This window comes from Pseudomonas sp. TE3644, from assembly GCF_056278815.1.
This window is the reverse complement of record NZ_JBWBQF010000001.1, coordinates 6281740-6299120: the sequence shown is the minus strand read 5'-3', so window position 1 is coordinate 6299120 and position 17381 is coordinate 6281740. Positions and strand designations below refer to the sequence as shown.

At 64.3% G+C, this 17381-nt stretch carries 15 protein-coding genes; 8 read left to right on the top strand and 7 right to left on the bottom strand.

Annotated features, from left to right (window positions below):
• Nucleotides 1-875 precede the first annotated feature (875 nt).
• The 6 genes from ACZ9GA_RS27965 to ACZ9GA_RS27940 all read left to right on the top strand — a co-directional run bounded on the left by ACZ9GA_RS27965 (nucleotide 876) and on the right by ACZ9GA_RS27940 (nucleotide 6588).
• Nucleotides 876-1328, top strand: a complete 453-nt coding sequence (locus ACZ9GA_RS27965) for a MarR family winged helix-turn-helix transcriptional regulator (RefSeq protein WP_457359196.1) — start codon at nucleotides 876-878, stop codon at nucleotides 1326-1328.
• Nucleotides 1325-3412 carry an FUSC family protein gene (locus ACZ9GA_RS27960; RefSeq protein ID WP_457359198.1) on the top strand — a complete coding sequence of 696 codons (2088 nt, stop codon included), beginning with the start codon at nucleotides 1325-1327 and terminating at the stop codon, nucleotides 3410-3412. The genes ACZ9GA_RS27965 and ACZ9GA_RS27960 overlap by 4 nt, the downstream gene beginning before the upstream one ends.
• Nucleotides 3409-3618, top strand: a complete 210-nt coding sequence (locus tag ACZ9GA_RS27955; protein WP_027980814.1) for a DUF1656 domain-containing protein — start codon at nucleotides 3409-3411, stop codon at nucleotides 3616-3618. Before ACZ9GA_RS27960 ends, ACZ9GA_RS27955 begins: the two co-directional genes overlap by 4 nt.
• The gene (locus tag ACZ9GA_RS27950) at nucleotides 3615-4508 is read left to right on the top strand and encodes an efflux RND transporter periplasmic adaptor subunit (protein ID WP_457359200.1); all 894 of its coding nucleotides are present in this window, start codon (nucleotides 3615-3617) and stop codon (nucleotides 4506-4508) included. The genes ACZ9GA_RS27955 and ACZ9GA_RS27950 overlap by 4 nt, the downstream gene beginning before the upstream one ends.
• Nucleotides 4505-5932 carry an efflux transporter outer membrane subunit gene (locus ACZ9GA_RS27945; protein ID WP_457359201.1) on the top strand — a complete coding sequence of 476 codons (1428 nt, stop codon included), beginning with the start codon at nucleotides 4505-4507 and terminating at the stop codon, nucleotides 5930-5932. The genes ACZ9GA_RS27950 and ACZ9GA_RS27945 overlap by 4 nt, the downstream gene beginning before the upstream one ends.
• A gap of 200 nt (nucleotides 5933-6132) precedes the next feature.
• Nucleotides 6133-6588 carry an REP-associated tyrosine transposase gene (locus ACZ9GA_RS27940; protein WP_457359203.1) on the top strand — a complete coding sequence of 152 codons (456 nt, stop codon included), beginning with the start codon at nucleotides 6133-6135 and terminating at the stop codon, nucleotides 6586-6588.
• A 119-nt stretch (nucleotides 6589-6707) separates the two neighbouring features.
• Here the strand turns inward: ACZ9GA_RS27940 and ACZ9GA_RS27935 are convergent, their stop codons facing one another.
• Nucleotides 6708-7466, bottom strand: a complete 759-nt coding sequence (locus tag ACZ9GA_RS27935; RefSeq protein WP_457359205.1) for a slipin family protein — start codon at nucleotides 7464-7466, stop codon at nucleotides 6708-6710.
• A gap of 3 nt (nucleotides 7467-7469) precedes the next feature.
• A complete protein-coding gene (locus tag ACZ9GA_RS27930; protein WP_457359207.1) occupies nucleotides 7470-7955 on the bottom strand; it encodes an NfeD family protein in 486 nt (161 codons plus the stop codon).
• A gap of 80 nt (nucleotides 7956-8035) precedes the next feature.
• Between ACZ9GA_RS27930 and ACZ9GA_RS27925 the strand changes: the two genes are divergently transcribed.
• Both ACZ9GA_RS27925 and ACZ9GA_RS27920 read left to right on the top strand, forming a co-directional pair.
• Complete coding sequence (locus ACZ9GA_RS27925) at nucleotides 8036-8275, top strand: DUF2789 domain-containing protein (protein ID WP_457359209.1); 240 nt, start codon at nucleotides 8036-8038, stop codon at nucleotides 8273-8275.
• A 174-nt stretch (nucleotides 8276-8449) separates the two neighbouring features.
• Nucleotides 8450-9088, top strand: coding sequence for a hypothetical protein (locus tag ACZ9GA_RS27920; protein WP_027980808.1), 639 nt, complete (start codon nucleotides 8450-8452; stop codon nucleotides 9086-9088).
• 99 nt (nucleotides 9089-9187) lie between these two features.
• On the opposite strand, the gene ACZ9GA_RS27915 is transcribed toward ACZ9GA_RS27920, so the two are convergent.
• The 5 genes from ACZ9GA_RS27915 to ACZ9GA_RS27895 all read right to left on the bottom strand — a co-directional run bounded on the left by ACZ9GA_RS27915 (nucleotide 9188) and on the right by ACZ9GA_RS27895 (nucleotide 17371).
• Nucleotides 9188-11644 carry a TonB-dependent siderophore receptor gene (locus ACZ9GA_RS27915; protein WP_457359211.1) on the bottom strand — a complete coding sequence of 819 codons (2457 nt, stop codon included), beginning with the start codon at nucleotides 11642-11644 and terminating at the stop codon, nucleotides 9188-9190.
• A 198-nt stretch (nucleotides 11645-11842) separates the two neighbouring features.
• Entirely contained in the window at nucleotides 11843-12805 is a 963-nt protein-coding gene (locus tag ACZ9GA_RS27910) for a FecR domain-containing protein (RefSeq protein ID WP_457359213.1), read from the bottom strand.
• Entirely contained in the window at nucleotides 12795-13295 is a 501-nt protein-coding gene (locus ACZ9GA_RS27905) for a sigma-70 family RNA polymerase sigma factor (RefSeq protein WP_457359214.1), read from the bottom strand. Before ACZ9GA_RS27905 ends, ACZ9GA_RS27910 begins: the two co-directional genes overlap by 11 nt.
• A 186-nt stretch (nucleotides 13296-13481) precedes the next feature.
• Nucleotides 13482-13949 carry an SRPBCC family protein gene (locus ACZ9GA_RS27900; protein WP_457359216.1) on the bottom strand — a complete coding sequence of 156 codons (468 nt, stop codon included), beginning with the start codon at nucleotides 13947-13949 and terminating at the stop codon, nucleotides 13482-13484.
• A 26-nt stretch (nucleotides 13950-13975) separates the two neighbouring features.
• Nucleotides 13976-17371, bottom strand: a complete 3396-nt coding sequence (locus tag ACZ9GA_RS27895; RefSeq protein WP_457359217.1) for a non-ribosomal peptide synthetase — start codon at nucleotides 17369-17371, stop codon at nucleotides 13976-13978.
• Nucleotides 17372-17381 lie beyond the last annotated feature (10 nt).

Genomic DNA, 17381 nt, shown 5'->3' with positions numbered 1-17381 from the left:
GCGACAGCGCCCGTAGCCGCTGCCGCCAGGCTGCGCTGGGCCTGTGCCCCGCTGGAGATTTCGAGCGCACACCCCGGCCAGCGCAGCCTTCGGCAGCGGCTACACCGCCCGTAGCCGCTGCCGCCAGGCTGCGCTGGGCCTGTGCTCCGCTGGAGATTTCGAGCGCACACCCCGGCCAGTGCAGCCTTCGGCAGCGGCTACATCGCCCGTAGCCGCTGCCGCCAGGCTGCGCTGGGCCTGTGCCTCACTGGAGATTTCGAGCGCACACCCCGGCCAGCGCAGCCTTCGGCAGCGGCTACACCACCCGTAGCCGCTGCCGCCAGGCTGCGCTGGGCCTGTGCCCCGCTGGAGATTTCGGGTGTACACCCCGGCCAGCGCAGCCTTCGGCAGCGGCTACACCACCCGTAGCCGCTGCCGCCAGGCTGCGCTGGGCCTGTGCCCCACTGGAGATTTCGGGTGTACACCCCGGCCAGCGCAGCCTTCGGCAGCGGCTACACCGCCCGTAGCCGCTGCCGCCAGGCTGCGCTGGGCCTGTGCCTCACTGGAGATTTCGAGCGCACACCCCGGCCAGCGCAGCCTTCGGCAGCGGCGACAGCGCCCGTAGCCGCTGCCGCCAGGCTGCGCTGGTCCTGTGCCCCGCTGGAGATTTCGGGTGTACACGCCGGCCAGCGCAGCCTTCGGCAGCGGCTACGGATTTTTCCGGGGCTCGCAAGGCTTTTCGCCGCACATCCCTGCACCGTTGCGTCTATAACAAAAGGGCTGCCAGCCATTCGCGATACTTTGCGAAATGTCTCGCCGCCACTATTGACGGCGAGTAATCCCTTGTCCGAATATAGATAGTTAGCAAACTATGAATATCGGTGCGTTCCTGTCCAATGAATCTCGACAAGCTCCACCTTAGCATCAGCACCGGCATGGTGACCGCTGCCCGTCACTGGCGGCGCATTTGCCAGACCACCTTGGCCAACTACGGCATTTCCGAAGCCTGCGCGGTGCCGCTGTTGATCATCGTGCGCCTGGGCGATGGCGTGCGGCAGGTGGCGGTGGCCCATGCCGCAGGGCTTGAGAGCCCATCGCTGGTGCGCCTGCTGGACCAGCTATGCGCATCGGGTTTCGTGGTGCGCACCGAAGACCCCACCGACCGGCGCGCCAAGGCCCTGAGCCTGACGCCCACCGGCCGCGAGCTGGCCGAGGCCATCGAAGGTGAACTGGTGCGCCTGCGCCGCGACGTGCTGCAGGACATCGCCCCAGCTGACCTTGAAGCCGCCCTGCGCGTGGTGCGGGCGTTCGAGGAGGCAGGGCAGGGCACGGCGGTGCCATCGCCTTGAAAGCCTTCTTCAGTGATGTCCCGCCGCTGCGCGACTGGTTCTACGGTGTGCGTACCTTCATCGCCTCGATGGTGGCCCTGTACGTCGCCATGAAGCTGGAAATGCCTCGACCTTATTGGGCCATGGCTACCGTCTACATCGTGTCCAGCCCCTTCGTCGGCCCTACCACTTCCAAGGCGCTGTACCGTGGCATTGGTACCTTCGTGGGCGCGGCGGCGGCCGTGCTGTTCGTGCCCATGTTCGTGCAGACGCCGTTTTTGCTGGCGCTGATCGTCGCGGCCTGGACCGGTACGCTGCTGTTCCTGTCACTGCACCTGCGCACCGCCAACAGCTACGCCTTGATGCTGGCCGGCTACACCATGCCGCTGATCGCCCTGCCGGTGGTGGACAACCCCACGCTGGTGTTCGACATCGCCTCGGCGCGCTTCCAGGAAATCTGCCTGGGCCTGATCAGCGCCGCGGTCATTGGCTCGATATTCTGGCCACGGCGCCTGGCCCCGGTGCTGGGCGACGCCACGCGCAAGTGGTTCGGCGAGGCCACCACCTACAGCGACCGCTTCCTGTCGCGTGAAATCACCGCCACCGAAGTAGGCACGTTGCGTGCGTCGATGGTCGCCACCTTCAACTCCCTGGAGTTGATGATCGGTCAGATCCCCCACGAAGGCGCGCTGCCGCAGACCGTGCGCAACATCAAGGAACTGCGCGGGCGCATGATCCACCTGCTGCCCACCATCGACGCGCTGGACGATGCGCTGATCGCCGTGGAGCGCCGCACCGAGCTGATTGCCCTGCTGGCGCCGATACTCGAAGACGTACGCCAGTGGCTCAAGGAAACCGCCGAGAACGCCTCGCCGGCCCTGTGGACCCAATTGCATGCGCGCCTCGACGACCTGCAACCCGCGCCCGAAGCCCTGGACGATCGGCGCAACCTGCTGCTGTCCAACGCCCTGTATCGTTTGGGCGAATGGGTGGACCTGTGGCAAGACATGCGCAGCCTGCAGGCCGCCATCGAAACCGAAGACCAGTCGCAATGGCGCGCCGTGTACCGCCATTGGCGCCTGGGCCGGCTGTCGCCGTTCTTCGACCGCGGCATGATGATGTACTCGGCTTTCACCACCATCATGGCCATCGTCGTGGCCTCGATGATCTGGATCTTCACCGGCTGGGCCGATGGCGGTGGCGGGGTGATCCTGGCCGCGGTGGCGTGCAGCTTCTTCGCCGCCATGGACGACCCGGCGCCGCAGATCTATCGGTTCTTCTTCTGGACCCTGATCGCGGTGGTGATGTCCAGCCTCTACCTGTTCCTGATCCTGCCCAACCTGCATGACTTCCCGATGCTGGCGCTGGCCTTCGCGGTGCCGTTCATCACGGCCGCGACCCTGACCCTGCAACCGCGGTTCAACCTGGGCATGATGCTGACGCTGGTCAACGGCGCCACCTTCATCAGCCTGGACACGGCCTACGATGCCAACTTCCTGTCCTTCCTGAACTCCAACATCGCAGGCCCGGCGGGTTTGTTGTTTGCCTTCCTGTGGACCCTGATGGTGCGGCCGTTCGGCACCGAGCTGGCGGCCAAGCGCATGACCCGCTTCAGTTGGCGCGACATTGTCAGCCTCAGCGAAAAGGCCACCCTGGCCGAGCACCGCGCCATGGGCGTGCAAATGCTCGACCGGTTGATGCAGCACCTGCCGCGCCTGGCCCAGACCGGCCAGGACACAGGTGCTGCGCTGCGCGACCTGCGCGTGGCGCTGAACATGCTTGACCTGCTGGCCTACATGCCGCGAATCCCCGTGGGGCCGCGGGCCCAGGTGCGTCAGGTGGTGGATGAGGTAGGCGGCTACTTCCGCGCCTGCCTGAAAGCCCGCGAACGCCTGCCGGCGCCCATGGCTATCCTCATGACCATGGACCGGGCACGGCGGGCGTTGAGCCAGCAAAACGTCGGTGAAGAAGCCGAAGCGCGACTGCAGATGCTGCACTCGCTCAGCGGCCTGCGCCTGGCGCTGTTGCCGGGTGTGGAAGTGGTGATCGAGCCGAGCGCTGCCCCAGAGCCGCCGACTCAAGGCCTGGATGGAGCCCCGTTATGATCGGTGAAATTGATGTAAGCGGGATCTTCCTGCCCACGCTGCTGGTGATGATGGCCATCACCTATGTGCTGTTTCTGCTGGTGCATGGCGTGCTCAATCGCCTGCACTTTTACCGCCTGGTCTGGCACCGGGCCTTGTTCAACGTTGGTCTGTACGCGCTGATGCTAGGCGCGGTGGACGCACTCTGCCGAAACCTGATGACATGAAAAAACCTTTGTTGACCTTTGGCCGCATCATCCTGACCTTGCTGGTAGTGGCATTGGCCACCGTCGTGGTCTATCGCATGGTGATGTACTACATGTTCGCCCCCTGGACCCGCGACGGCCACATCCGCGCCGACGTAATCCAGATTTCGCCCGACGTGTCCGGGCTGATCCAGGACGTGGCGGTGCGCGACAACGAAGTGGTCAAGCGTGGCCAGGTGCTGTTCACCATCGACCAGGATCGTTTTAGCCTGGCCCTGCGCCAGGCCAAGGCGGCGCTGGCCGATCGCCAGGAAACCATGGCTCAGGCCCAGCGCGAAGCCAAGCGTAACAAGGGCCTGGGCAACCTGGTGGCCAAGGAGCAACTGGAAGAAAGCGACTCCAAGCTGGCCCGCGCCCAGGCTGGCCTGGCCGAAGCCCAGGTGGCCGTGGACACCGCCCAACTGAACCTGGACCGCTCGGTGATCAAGAGCCCGGTGGACGGCTACCTCAACGACCGCGCGCCGCGTGCCCACGAATTCGTCGCCGCCGGCCGTCCGGTGCTGTCGGTGGTCGACAGCACCTCGTTCCACGTCGATGGCTATTTCGAAGAAACCAAGCTGCCGCTGATCAACGTCGGGCAGAAAGTCGATATCCGCGTGATGGGCGACAACGCCCGCCTCACCGGCCATGTTCAAAGCATCGTCGCCGGCATTGAAGACCGTGACCGCAGCAGCGGCTCCAACCTGCTGCCCAACATCAACCCGGCGTTCAGCTGGGTGCGCCTGGCGCAGCGCATTCCGGTGCGCATTGCCTTCGACGACGTGCCCGAGCACTTCCGCATGATTGCTGGCCGTACCGCCACCGTTTCGATCATCGACGACGCCGGCCAGTCCGCGGAGGGCAGCCGATGAACCACTGCGTGCGTCTTTCGGCGGTGGCCCTGGGGCTGCTGCTGTCGGCTTGCCAGATGGTGGGGCCGGATTACCATCGGCCCAAGGAAGGCGCGATCAACCGTCCCGACCTGCAAGGCAGCCTGGCCACCGGTGACAGCAACGTAGTGTCGGCGCCGGTGCCGGGGGATTGGTGGAAGCTATATAACGACCCGCGTCTGGATCAGTTGGTGAACCAGGCGCTGGTGTCCAGCACTGACCTGCGCATTGCCGCGGCCAACCTCAACCGTGCCCGCGTGCAGATCGAGGAAGCGCAACACGCCGGTGGCTTCACCACCACTGCCGAGGCGGGCGCGCAGCGCTTGCAGGAGTCTGCCGAGTCTTACCTGCAGGGCGTGAAAATCCCGGTGGCCAACGTTGGCACCCTGGCGCTGAGCACCTCCTATCAGTTCGATCTGTGGGGTACGTTGGAACGTGGTGTGGAGGCCTCGCAGGCCAACGCCGACGCGGCCCAGGCCGCGGCTGACACCGCGCGCATCACCCTGGTGGCCGAGGTGGTGCGTTCCTATACGCAAATCTGCGCAGCCAACGAAGAGCGCCACATTGCCCAGAAGTCTCTGGACCTGCAGATGCAGGGCGTGAAACTGACCCAGCGCCTGCGTGATGCCGGCCGTGGCGACGAAACCCAGGTGACGCGCACCCAGACCCAATTCCGCTCGTTGCGTGCCGACCTGCCTAAATTCGAGGCCCAGCGTCAGGCCGGGCTATACATGCTGGGCATGCTGCTGGCTAAACCGGTGGACCAACTCCCCGCCGGCACCGCCGACTGCGCCGAACTGCCGAAAATCGCCCAAGTGATGCCGGTCGGTGATGGTGCTGCGCTGCTCAAGCGCCGCCCCGACGTGCGTCAGGCGGAACGCAAACTGGCCGCTGCCACCGCCGAGATCGGCGTCGCCACCGGCCAGCTGTACCCCAACATCAGCTTTGGGGCTACCGTGGGCTCGGTAGGTTTCCTGAAGGACTTGGGCGAAGACACCGCCAACCGCTGGGGCTTCGGCCCGCTGATCACCTGGACCATCCCGGGCAACCAGGCGCGGGCGCGTGTGCGTGAGGCCGAGGTATCCACCCAGGCTGCACTGGCGCATTTCGATGGCGTGGTACTCAACGCCGTACGTGAAGCGCAGACCGGCCTGGCCCAGTACACCGCCGTGCTGGAGCGCCGCGACGCCCTGGCCGAAGCCGAGGAATCGGCCCGCCAGGCGGCTGACCAGACCCATCGCTTCTACATGGCCGGTCGTGAGTCGTTCCTGGCCGACCTGCAGGCCACCAAGACCTACACCGACGTGACTGCGCAGCTGTCGGCGGCCAATACCCAGGTGGCGATGCAGCAGATCAATGTGTTTCTGGCGTTGGGGGGTGGTTGGGAGACTTCCTCCAAACCTTAGGTGCTCAGGGGGCTACTGGCCTCATCGCGAGCAAGCTTTGCTCCCACAGTGTTGACCACGCTTGAGTCGTACGCCTGTGGGAGCAAAGCTTGCTCGCGAGAGGCCAGTAGCCCTTACCGAAACATCCAGCTTCAATCCCAATCCCCCAGGGTGAAGGCCTTCCAGTATGTTCATTGCCTTCTGACCTTGGAGGCAATGGAATGCACACTCCTCAGTCCCATCGCTTGAGAACAGGCCGCTACGCAGAGCAGGGCCGTATCTATCTCATTACCCTTGTCGTCGAAAACCGACAGCCCTTGTTCGCTGATTGGATTACTGGCCGTCCCATCATCCAGGCCCTGAAAGCCGCGCACACTGAAGGTGAGGTCGACTCGTTAAGTTGGGTTCTGATGCCTGACCACCTCCACTGGCTGTTCGAACTCAAGACCGAGACGTTGGGGCGAGTCGTCTGTCGGATGAAATCTCGATCAACCGTGGTGTTCAATCGGCACCAGGGGCGGCATGGCCACTTATGGCAGGCTGGCTTTCATGATCGTGCATTGCGCCGGGAGGAGGATTTGAAGGCCGTTGCGCGGTATATCGTGGCCAATCCATTGAGGGCGGGGTTGGCCGAGAATATTGGTGACTACTCTCTCTGGGATGCTGCATGGATATGAGTGAAGCTACTGGCCTCATCGCGAGCAAGCTTTGCTCCCACAGGTGTACACCTCAGGTGCGGTTTACATTGTGGGAGCAAAGCTTGCTCGCGATGAGGCCAGTCAGTTTTCCACAACCATCAAGCCTTGCCGGAGAGGTCGGCCATGCCCTTGAGCAGCTCGATCGGCAGCGGGAAGACGATGGTCGAGGTCTTGTCGCCCGCGATCGAGCTCAGGGTCTGCATGTAGCGCAGCTGCATGGCGCCCGGCTGGCGGCCGAGCATTTCGGCGGCTTGGGCCAGTTTCTCCGAGGCCTGCAGTTCGCCTTCGGCGTGGATCACCTTGGCGCGGCGTTCGCGTTCGGCTTCGGCCTGCTTGGCGATGGCGCGCACCATGGATTCGTTGAGGTCGACGTGCTTGATCTCGACGTTGGCCACCTTGATGCCCCATGCGTCGGTCTGTGCATCGAGCACTTGCTGGATATCCATGTTCAGCCGCTCGCGTTCGGCCAGCAGTTCGTCCAGTTCATGTTTACCGAGCACGGCGCGCAAGGTGGTCTGCGCCAGTTGGCTGGTGGCCATCAGGAAGTCTTCGACCTGGATGATGGCTTTCTGCGGGTCCAGCACGCGGAAGTACAGCACGGCGTTGACCTTCACCGACACGTTGTCACGGGTGATGACGTCCTGGGGCGGCACGTCGAGCACCACGGTGCGCAGGTCCACGCGCACCATTTGTTGCACCACCGGGATCAGGATGATCAGGCCGGGGCCCTTGACCTGCCAGAAGCGGCCCAACTGGAAGACCACGCCGCGCTCGTATTCACGCAAGATGCGGAAGGTGGACAGTGCCAGCAGCAACAGCACCACCAGCGCGGCGGCATAGCCGATTTCGATGAACATGGCTCACGCTCCAGCAGGCGGTTTCGCCGCGGCCACTTCCAGCTGCACGCCGCGGCGGGCCAGCACTTTGACCTGCTCGCCCTGTTGCAGTGGCGCGTCGCAGCGAATCTGCCACTGTTCCCCGTGAAGCTGCACCCAGCCGGCGCAGGCGTTGTCCGATTGCAGGGCGGACACTTCGGTCACTTTGCCTACCAGTTCACTGTCGCCGCCCACCGGCCGGCGGCGTGCCGCGCTGATCGCCATGGCCAGTACCGTGATCACCAGCACCACCGCAACAACGGCCATGGCCAGTATCAACGCGCCTGAAACGGCGATGTTCGGCCCCTGGGCATCCACCAGCACCACCACGCCCAGCAACAGCACCACCAGGCCACCCACGCCCAGCACGCCGAAGGTCGGCAACAGTGCCTCGATGGCCAGCATCACCAGGCCGAACAGGATCAACCCCATGGCCGCCTGGTTGACGGTCAGCACGATTACAGCGCCCACTTGTACCTCCGGGGTTGCCCCTCGACGTCAGCGTCAAAATTACCTTTAATAAGAGCTTAGTTGACCGCGAGGGTAGCCACATGGAATCGCCCACCCATAGCCTGCCGGCCTTGTTCGACCAGTTGGGCCTGGCGTCCTCACCGGTAGAAATCGAACGCTTCGTCACCAGCCATTCGCCCCTCAAGCCAGGCCTGAAATTGCACGAGGCATTCTTCTGGACCCCCGCCCAGGCGGCGTTCCTGCGCGATGAGATTCTCGAGGATGCCGACTGGGCCGAGGTCATCGACCAGCTCAACGAGCTGCTGCACAAAGTGCGCTGACCCTGCCGCTTATCCGCTAGCGCCGAGCTTTTGACTTTTGCTGGCAGCAATTGCCATAGCGTGTCCTATGCTCTGATTTATCGGGTTCCTGTGGTCTGTTCATGACCGCGCGGCGGTACTCACGCGGATTCTTTCAGTCATCACTGGCCCCGGGTCAATGGGATGATAATAACTATGAAAGATTCCTATGCTCCAGGCTTCTGGTGCGCCACCACGGCGCTCGGATTGATTACTGCCACTTACTTCTACGGGGTCATCGAGGCCCATCAAATCGAGCAGGCTCTGGTTTTCTTCAATAGTGCGCTGGGGTTGATCGGCGTGCTGGCGATGGCGGTGCTGGCCTGGTCGGCCCACGAAAACGCTTTGCTGAAAAAACGACGGCAAACCCAAGGCCACACGCTGGTACGCATCTGGGACACCAAGGTTGCCCTGCGCAAGGTCGAAACCGTGTTCGACCGTTATTTCTGGGGCAGCTACTGGCAACCCGGGCGCACCTTCCAGGAGGTGATGGGTGATCTGGCGGGCACGCCACTGGAGAAATCCCTGGAGGCGTTGAAGCGCGAATGCCAGGGGCTGGACGACGAAATTCACAGCAGCGAGTGGCATTGGCTGGACGATGCCCGTGAGTTATCCACCGTCGCCACGGCGCTGGCGCGCCAACGCTACCTGCTGGATTTCTGCGACCCGCGCGCCAGTATCAAGGGCGGTGCGGTGATCGACAGGGAGATGGAGGTGCTGGTGTACACCTGGTCGACGCGCTTGCGGGCGTTCGATCACCAGTTGGATGCGCTGGAGACCGAGTACACCGTGTAGCCGCTGCCGCCAGGCTGCGCTTGCCCTGTGCCTCGCTGGAGATTTGCAGCGTGCATGAGGGCCAGCGCAGCCTGCGGCAGCGGCTACAGGATTACCGCGTCAGAACTTGTAGCTCAGGGTAGCCGCCACGTTGCGCTCCTCGCCCACGTAGCAGAAGTTCAGGCTGGCGCAGGTGGCCACGTATTTCTCGTTGGTCAGGTTGTTGGCATTCACGCGCAGGTCCAGCCCCTTGAGGCCGATCTTGCCCAGGTCGTAGCCCACCGACGCGTCATACAGGGTGTAGGCCGGCACTTTGGTGGTGTTCTCGGCGTCCGCCCAGCTGTAGCCCACATACCGCACGCCCGCGCCCACGCGCAGGCCATCCAGCACGCTGCTGTCGAATTTATAGTCAGCCCACAGCGAGGCCATCTGCCGTGGCGCCTGGGTGGGTGAGTTGCCCTTGTTCTCGATCACGTTGTCGGCAGTGCTCAGGGTGCTGATCATCGACTTGCTGTATTTCAGGTCGGTGAAGGTATAGCTGCCCAGCAGTTTCAGGTTGTCGGTCAACTGCATGTGGGCTTCCAGCTCCAGGCCCTGGGAGCGCACGGCACCGATGGCGCGGTAGAAATTTTCCTGCGGCAGCTTGGTGGCCAGGTTCTCCTGATCGATGCGGAACACCGACGCTGTGTAGAGGTTCTCCGAGCCGGGCGGCTGGTACTTCAGGCCGGCTTCCCATTGGGTGCCGTCGGTGGGCGGCAGCGGGTTGCCGGCAGCGTCGGAGTAGGAGTTGGGGTTGAACGACTCCGAATAGCTGATGTACGGCGCGATGCCGTTGTCGAACAAGTACAGCACCCCGGCGCGGGTGGTGAGCTTGCTGCGTTGGTCGCTGATGACCGTGCCTTCCGGCCGGCCGGTCTCGGCGATGCGGTTCTCATCCGAGGTCTTCACCCAGTCCTGGCGCACGCCCAGGGAGATGCGCCACTTGTCCAGCTCGATCAGGTCTTGCAGGTACACACCGGTCTGCTGCAGGCGGCGCAGGTAGCTGGTGGGGCTGTAGTAACTGATGGCGGAATTGCCGTACACCGGGTTGAAGGCGTTGATGGACGCCAGCGAGCCGCTGGTCCAGTCCACCACGGTCTTGCGGCGCTGGTAGTCCACACCCAGCAGGGTGGTGTGCTTGGCGGCGCCGGTGAAGTAGTCCGCCTGCAGCATGTTGTCGATGATGAACGAGTGCAGTTTTTCGCTGGCGCCTGAGTAGTAGCGGTTCAGCTCGTTGCTGCTGGGCGAGACCCAGCCATAGGCATAGACCTGGTCCAGATCGACCTTGGAATCCAGGTAGCGGAAATTCTGCCGCGCGGTGAATACGTCGTTGAAGCGATGCTCGAACTGGTAGCCGAACGACTGCTGGTCGCGGCTGTAGTGGTCTATGCCTGGCTCGCCTTCGAAGAAGTGCTCGGAGATGCGCTGACCGTTGTGCTGGCTCAGCAGGCCATCGGCGGGCAGGCCGCCGTGGTAGCCGCCCTCAGGGTCATGCTGGAGGTAGGCTTGCAGGGTCAGCGAGGTATCTTCGTCGAAGTCGATGCTCAGGGTGGGCGCGATGGCGTAGCGCTTTTCCTCGTTGTGATCAAACTGGGTGTCGGCCTGGTGGGTAAGGCCGGTCACCCGGTAGGCAATATGCTTTTCGTCATCCAGCGGGCCGCTGAAGTCGAAGCCCACGCCATGCTGGCCCTGGGTGCCGACGGTGGCCTGAATCTCGTGGTAGTCCTCGTACAGCGGCTTCTTGGTGGTCAGCGCCACCAGGCCGCCTGGCGAACTGCGGCCGTAAAGCACCGATGAAGGGCCTTTGAGGATGTCCACCCGCTCGAGGAAATACGGGTCGATCTGCATGGTGCTGTAGGTGCCGCTGTCGCCCATGGACTTCAGGCCGTCGATGTAGATGTTGTCGACCGAGCCGTCGTTGAAGCCGCGCATGGCGACGTAGTCATAGCGGTGGGTGGCGCCATAGGGGTTGGTCAGCACACCGGGGGTGTAGCGCATGGTCTGGGCGACGGTTTGCGCGCCCTGGTCGTCCATTTGCTGGCGGGTGACCACCGAGACGCTTTGCGAGGTTTCCAGCAGGGCGGTGCTGGTTTTGGTGGCGATCTGGCTGTGGGTGGCGTTGTAGCCGTCGGTGCTGCCCAGTGCGTTGCCCAGGGTGAAACCGCGGATGTCGGTGGACGGCAGGGTCATGGCCTGGTCCTGGGCAGCCTGCAGGATGAAGCTGCTGCCGTCGGCGCTGCTGGCTTGCAGGCCGCTGCCGGTCAGCAGGGTGTGCAGGCCCTGTTCCACGCTGTAGCTGCCCTGCAGCCCGGCGCTTTGCTTGCCCTGGGTTTGATCCGGGGTGCTGGCAAGCGTGATGCCGGCCTGGCGGGCGAACTGGTTCAGGGCGTCGCCCAATGGGCCTGCTGGGATGTTGAAGGTGCGGCTGGCGGCCTGGGTGGCGACAGGTTGCGCGGCGTGCGCAGCGAAGGGCAGGGCGGCCAGGGCGATGGCGGTGGACAGCAGTGTGGCGCGCAGGTCAGGGGTTTTGCCGGTCATGGTGCAGTTCCAAAGGGGCATGAACAGGTTGATTACTGTCCAAGCCGGGTGGCGCGACAAAACCCGCCAAAAAAAATCCAAAAGCCTCCACAACCTCAACCCGTAGCCGCTGCCGCCAGGCTGCGCTGGCCCTCAAGTACACCCGAAAATTCAGGGTTGGAATGCGGGACAGCGCAGCCTGGCGGCAGCGGCTACAGGTCAGGCGCTTTCCAGGCGCACCCAGTAGCGCGTGCGGGTACGCAGTTGCACGGGCAGGGTCTGGGGCAGCAGGGCCAGCAGCTTGTCTGTGTCGTCCAGGCGGAATACGCCGGACAGGCGAAGGTCAGCAATCTCGGCCGCGCACCCCAGGTAGCCATGGCGGTATCGGCCCACTTCTTCGAGGAAGGCTTGCAGGCGCATGTCGCGGGTCACGATCAGGCCTTCGGCCCAGGCGCCCATGTCCATGTCGGCGGCGGTCAGCAACCGTGGGCCGGCTGGGTCGATCTGCCAGCTCTGGCCGGCGTGGGCCCACACCAGTGTGCTGCCCTGACCGGGGTACATGGCTACCTTGCCGGTGGCAACGGTCAGGCGCGTGCAGTTGTCCTGCTGGCGCACCATGAATCGACCTTCGGCCGCCTCGAACAGCGCATCGCGGTTGCTGACCCTGAACGGCCGCGGATCGGGCTGGCAGGTCAGCATGATCTCGCCGTGCTTGAGACTTACCAGACGCTGCTTGCCGCTGAAGCTGATGTCGGCAGCACTGCGGGTGTTGAGTTGCATCCGCGAGCCGTCGGGCAGGGTGTAGCTGCGCCGCTCGCCGACGCCGGTGGCGTAGTCCGACGACCATTGCTGCCACTGGTCCAGGTTACGCCCCAGCCAGGCGGCGCTGCCCATGGCTGTGGCCACGCCCAACAGCTTCAGCGCCTGGCGGCGACCCAGGCGCTGCGCACCGGCTTCCAGGGCCTGGCCTGCGCCCGGCACGGCGCGGTAGCTGCTGGCTATTTCCTGGTTCATGGCCTGGATGCGCTGCCACGCCAATTCGTGGCGCTGGTCTGCGGCGCGCCAGTCCGCGAACTGGCGCTGCACGCGGGCATCGGGGCCGGCGTTACCCATGCGCAGCATCCAGGTGATGGCCTGGCGCACCATGCGCGGGTCGGGGGCGGCGTTGGGGTCAGTATTCATAGCGCAGCAGGTAGCAGTGGTAGAGCGCGTCGGCCACGTAGCGCTCTACCGAGCGCAGGGAAATACCCATGTGTGTGGCGATGTCCTTGTGCGCCATGCCTTCGCATTGCGACAGCAGGAAGGCCGTGCGCACCTTGGGTTTCAGGCCGTCGAGCAGGCGGGCGATGCTTTCCAGTAGCTCCAGCAGCAGGGCGCGCTCCTCCAGGCTGGGTACCTGGTCGGCGGGCAGGTGGGCAATGGTTTCCAGGTAGGCGCGGTGCAGGTCCTCGCGGCGCCAGTGATCAATCACCAAGCCCCGCGCGATGGTGCGGAGGAAGGCCCGTGGGGCGCTCAGTTCCAGGAGTTCAGTGCGTTGCAGCAGGCGCAGGAAGGTGTCTTGGGCAAGGTCTGCTGCATCGGCCGCATTGCCGAGGCGGCTGCGCAGCCAAGCGTTGAGCCAACCGTGATGATGGCTGTAGAGCGAGTGCACGGCATATTCTTGGGAGGACATAGAGACGCGCTGCGCAAAACTGCATGAATGATAATTAGTCTTATTTTCATGAAGCCATTCGCATTTTGCAACATTTGGCGTGCGCTGGGGATTTCTTGGGGGATGGGAGGGCCAGCGCAGCCTTGCGGCAGCGGCTACGGGTGTGTAGCCGCTGCCGTCAGGCTGCGCCGGCCCTGGATGTCGCCATCAGCCGAACAGATTGCGTACGTTATTCATGGCGCCATCGGCGAACTCCTGCAAAAACGCCTGGAAACCGGGCAGGGCTTCGGCGCCGCCTTCCCACGGTTCGCCCTGGATGGTCCACACCGCCTGCGCGCCCTGCTCGGTCTTGTGCACTTGCATCGACGCCCACAGGTTGCCGATGTTCAGGGTGGTGTAGATCAGGCTCCAGGTCATGCAGCGCTGCTGGTCGTCGTGGCTGTTGAGCTGCTCGATGACGATGTTCTCGCCGTCCTTGAAGAACTTCTTGCGCACCGAACGCACGCCAGTGCCGGTCATTTCGATGCGTTCCAGCGCCGGGATGAAGTGGTGAAAACCAGCGAAATCGCCGACCACTTTCCAGACTTTGTCGGCATCGGCATTGATATCCACGCTGGCGATCACGGTGCAGCCCTGCGGGTTGCGGATCAGGGTATCGGGAGTCAGTGCATTCATGGTGTTGCTCCTCGGTGTGGGGTGGTTCAGATGAACTGGATTTCCTTCAGGTACGCACAGCCCTTGCGCAGCAGCGCCGGGGTTTTACTGGGGTAGCACTCGCCCATGCGCTGCACGCCGCTGCGGGCATTGCCGTGGTCGATGCGCGAGATATCGCCGATGTCTTCTTCGAAACCATCCAGGTAAAAACCCAGCACGCCAAACAGCGCGTTGTCGCTGCCCACGTGGCCCAGTTGCTGTTGCCACTGGGCGACGCTGACCAGCTCGAACTCACGCCCGGCCTCGCGGAAGGCCGCCACGTAGCTGGCCCAGCTCAGCGGTTCGGGGTTGTGCAGGTTGAACACCGCCTGGCGGGGCTGATAGCGGGTGCAATGGAAGGCCAGGAAGCGGGCCAGGAAGTCCACCGGCATCAGATCGAAGTTCAGGCTCAGGGCGGGCACCTGGCCCAGTTGCAGCGAGCCCTTGAGCATCAGCATCAGGCGGTTCTTGTGCGGCTGGCACACACCGGTGCGGCTGTTGAACGTGATGTTGCCGGGGCGGTAGAGGTTGGCCCACACGCCCTGTTCGCGCGCCCGTTGCAGGATGCGCTCGGCTACCCATTTGGAAAGGTTGTAGCCGTTGCGGATGTAGATCGGCGGCGTGTCGGCTGGCGGCTCCTCCAGCACGTTGCCGTTGGCGTCGATCACACTGGATGCCGACAAGGTCGACACGAAATTGAAGATTTTCTTGCTGCGCCCCTCGCACAGGCGCAGGCAATGGAACACCGGTTCGACGTTGCTGGCCGCCAGCGCCTCGTAGTCGAGCACGTGGTTGACCAGGGCGGCGTTGTGGATCAGGGCGCCGTAGTGCTGGTCGATGTGGGCGTACACCTCGTCACTCAGGCCCAACTGCGGCTGGGTGATGTCGGCGGCATGGACGTGCACACGGCTGAGGTCCAGGTGCTCCAGACGGTTCTCCACCAGCGCCTGCCGGAAACGTTCGCTGGCGCTGAGCCCGGGTTGCTCGCGCACCAGGCAGGCCACCTCGCTGGCGCCCCAGGCCAGCAGGGCCTCGACAATGTGCACGCCGAGGAAACTGTTGGCGCCGGTGACCACCACTTTGTTCACATCGCCCAGGCGATCGATGGGCAGCGCCATCAGCTCCAGGTCGCGGAAGGCATCGCTCAGGGCCTGGGGGCTGACCTGTCGAACCTGATCCTCGACGCCACTGACCAGTTCGGCCAGGCGCTGAAGGGTAGGCTGCTCGATGAAGCGATTGATGGAAATGCCGGTGCCGAAGCGCTCGCGGATCTGCAGCAGCATTTGCGACAGCAGGATCGAATGGCCGCCCAGGTTGAAGAAACTGTCCTGAGTGCAGATGTCGTCCGCAGGCAGCTCCAGCAGCTCGCTCCACAACGTCAGCAGCTTGGCCTCGCCGGGATTGGCCGGCGCGTGCCGAACGCGTGCCGCGCTGGCGGCCTGCGGAATGGCCAGCAGGGCGCGGCGGTCGACCTTGCCGTTGGCGGTGGCCGGCAACACGGCCAGTTCGGTGTAATGCAGCGGGCGCATGTAGTCGGCCAGGTGGGCCTGGGCGTGTTCCCTGAGCCTGGCCAATGCCTGATCATCGCCTTGGCGCGGCTGGGCCACGAAGGCCAGCAAGCGTCGTTGAGCATCGACCGCCACGGCCACCTGGGCGAACTGGCCGCTGGCGCGCAGGCAATGTTCGATGTCCTCGGGCTCCACCCGGAAACCGCGTATTTTCACCTGGTTGTCGCGGCGGCCGCACAGGGTGATGCCTTCGCTGCCCCATTGGCCGATATCACCAGTGCGGTAGGCGGCTAGCGGCTGGCCGCCCGGCAGTTTGAGGGTGACGAAGCGTTCGGCGCTCAAGGCCGCGTTGTTCAGGTACCCCAGGCCCACGCCTGCGCCAGTGATGTACAGCTCGCCAGGCGTCGCGTCGGCCACCGGGTGGCCCTCGTCATCCAGGATCAGCACCTGCGCGTTGGCGATCGGCCGGCCTAACTGGCGAGGGTTGTCCCCGGCCAGCATGAGCCGGGTGGTGGCCAGCACCGTGGCTTCGGTAGGGCCGTAGATGTTGTGCAGCTGGCAGCGGTGGGCGAACGCCTCCAACACCGCCGGTTCGCAGACATCGCCGCCGGTAATCAGGTGCTGCAAGGTCATGGGCTGGTCGCTGGGCAGAATGCTCAGCAGTGCCGGCGGCAGGAAGGCATGGCTTACTTCCTGGGCGTTGATCAGCTCCAGCAGCTGGCTGGGGTCGCGGCGCTGGTCCGGGGTCGGCACCACCAGCGTTGCGCCGGCGATGAAGGTGGGCAGGATGTCCAGCAGCGAGGCGTCAAAGCCGATGGTGGAGAACTGCAGCACGCGGCTGCAAGGCTGCAGGTCGACATGCTGGCGGTACCAGGCCTGGAAATGGTTGAGGTTGGCGTGGCTGAGCAGTACGCCTTTGGGCTGCCCGGTGGTGCCGGAGGTGTAGATGGCGACGGCGGGGGCGTGGCAGTCGGCGAGCGGTTCAAACATCGAGGCGCGACTGGCCGGCGGCAGATTGTCGAGGCACAGCAGGCCTGGGTATTCGAAGGGGGCTGTGCCGCTGTAAAGCAGCACGCTGGCCTGGGCATTTTCGACGATGGCTTGCAGGCGTGAGGCGGGATGCCCGGGGTCCATCGGCAGGTAGACCGCGCCGCTGCCCAGTACTGCCAGCAAGGCTGCATACAGGTCGGCCGATTTCTCCAGGCATACCCCGATGACCTGGGGTTGGCCGGGCTTCAGGTGGGGTTGCAATGCGCTGCGGATGGCCAGCACCCGCTCGTGCAGCTCGCCATAAGTCAGGCTGCCTTCGGCCCATTGCAGGGCAGGGCGGTGGGCGTTGTGCAGCAGGCTGGCTTGCAGTTGCTGCAGCAGCGGTGGTTGCGCCGATGGCAGCAGGTGGGGTTGCAAGGTCTGGTTCAGGTGATGCCAGTAAGCCAGTGAATCCAGCGCGTGCAAGCCCTGCTGGCCTGCCAGTGCCGACGCATCGCAAGGCGGACGCTGGGCAAAATGCTGGAGGTCGCGGGAAAAACGGGTGATCTCCAGCGTCATGCGCTCAATCAGGTCCTGCACCAGTTGCGCGCGCATCGCCTCGCCATTGCCGTTGTCAGGCGATGGCGCTGCCTGGCAGATGATCAGCCGCTGTGCCTGCGCGCTGCCTGCCCAGCACTGCCATTGCACGGCAGGCAGCTGATTGTCGACCGGGGCAATGCTTACGCGCAGCCCCAAGTGCACGCAGCGGCTGCCGACAGCTGGCAGCGCTGGCTGGCTGCCATCCTCAATCAACAGCTCGGCCGGGCCCCCGCCATTGCCGACCTGGTGCCCGTGTTCGCGTAACGCATCGCACAGCCCGCGCAGCGCCGGGCTGGAACCACACACGATGATCTGCAGACGTCTCATGGTCGTTTCC

Bases quoted from the DNA above. Each gene is read 5' to 3' on its own strand.
- ACZ9GA_RS27915 (WP_457359211.1), bottom strand. From the start codon at position 11,644: ATGACCGGCAAAACCCCTGACCTGCGCGCCACACTGCTGTCCACCGCC.
- ACZ9GA_RS27895 (WP_457359217.1), bottom strand. From the start codon at position 17,371: ATGAGACGTCTGCAGATCATCGTGTGTGGTTCCAGCCCGGCGCTGCGC.
- ACZ9GA_RS27905 (WP_457359214.1), bottom strand. From the start codon at position 13,295: ATGTCCTCCCAAGAATATGCCGTGCACTCGCTCTACAGCCATCATCAC.
- ACZ9GA_RS27935 (WP_457359205.1), bottom strand. From the start codon at position 7,466: ATGTTCATCGAAATCGGCTATGCCGCCGCGCTGGTGGTGCTGTTGCTG.
- ACZ9GA_RS27910 (WP_457359213.1), bottom strand. From the start codon at position 12,805: ATGAATACTGACCCCAACGCCGCCCCCGACCCGCGCATGGTGCGCCAG.
- ACZ9GA_RS27900 (WP_457359216.1), bottom strand. From the start codon at position 13,949: ATGAATGCACTGACTCCCGATACCCTGATCCGCAACCCGCAGGGCTGC.
- ACZ9GA_RS27965 (WP_457359196.1), top strand. From the start codon at position 876: ATGAATCTCGACAAGCTCCACCTTAGCATCAGCACCGGCATGGTGACC.
- ACZ9GA_RS27920 (WP_027980808.1), top strand. From the start codon at position 8,450: ATGAAAGATTCCTATGCTCCAGGCTTCTGGTGCGCCACCACGGCGCTC.
- ACZ9GA_RS27940 (WP_457359203.1), top strand. From the start codon at position 6,133: ATGCACACTCCTCAGTCCCATCGCTTGAGAACAGGCCGCTACGCAGAG.
- ACZ9GA_RS27925 (WP_457359209.1), top strand. From the start codon at position 8,036: ATGGAATCGCCCACCCATAGCCTGCCGGCCTTGTTCGACCAGTTGGGC.
- ACZ9GA_RS27945 (WP_457359201.1), top strand. From the start codon at position 4,505: ATGAACCACTGCGTGCGTCTTTCGGCGGTGGCCCTGGGGCTGCTGCTG.
- ACZ9GA_RS27950 (WP_457359200.1), top strand. From the start codon at position 3,615: ATGAAAAAACCTTTGTTGACCTTTGGCCGCATCATCCTGACCTTGCTG.
- ACZ9GA_RS27955 (WP_027980814.1), top strand. From the start codon at position 3,409: ATGATCGGTGAAATTGATGTAAGCGGGATCTTCCTGCCCACGCTGCTG.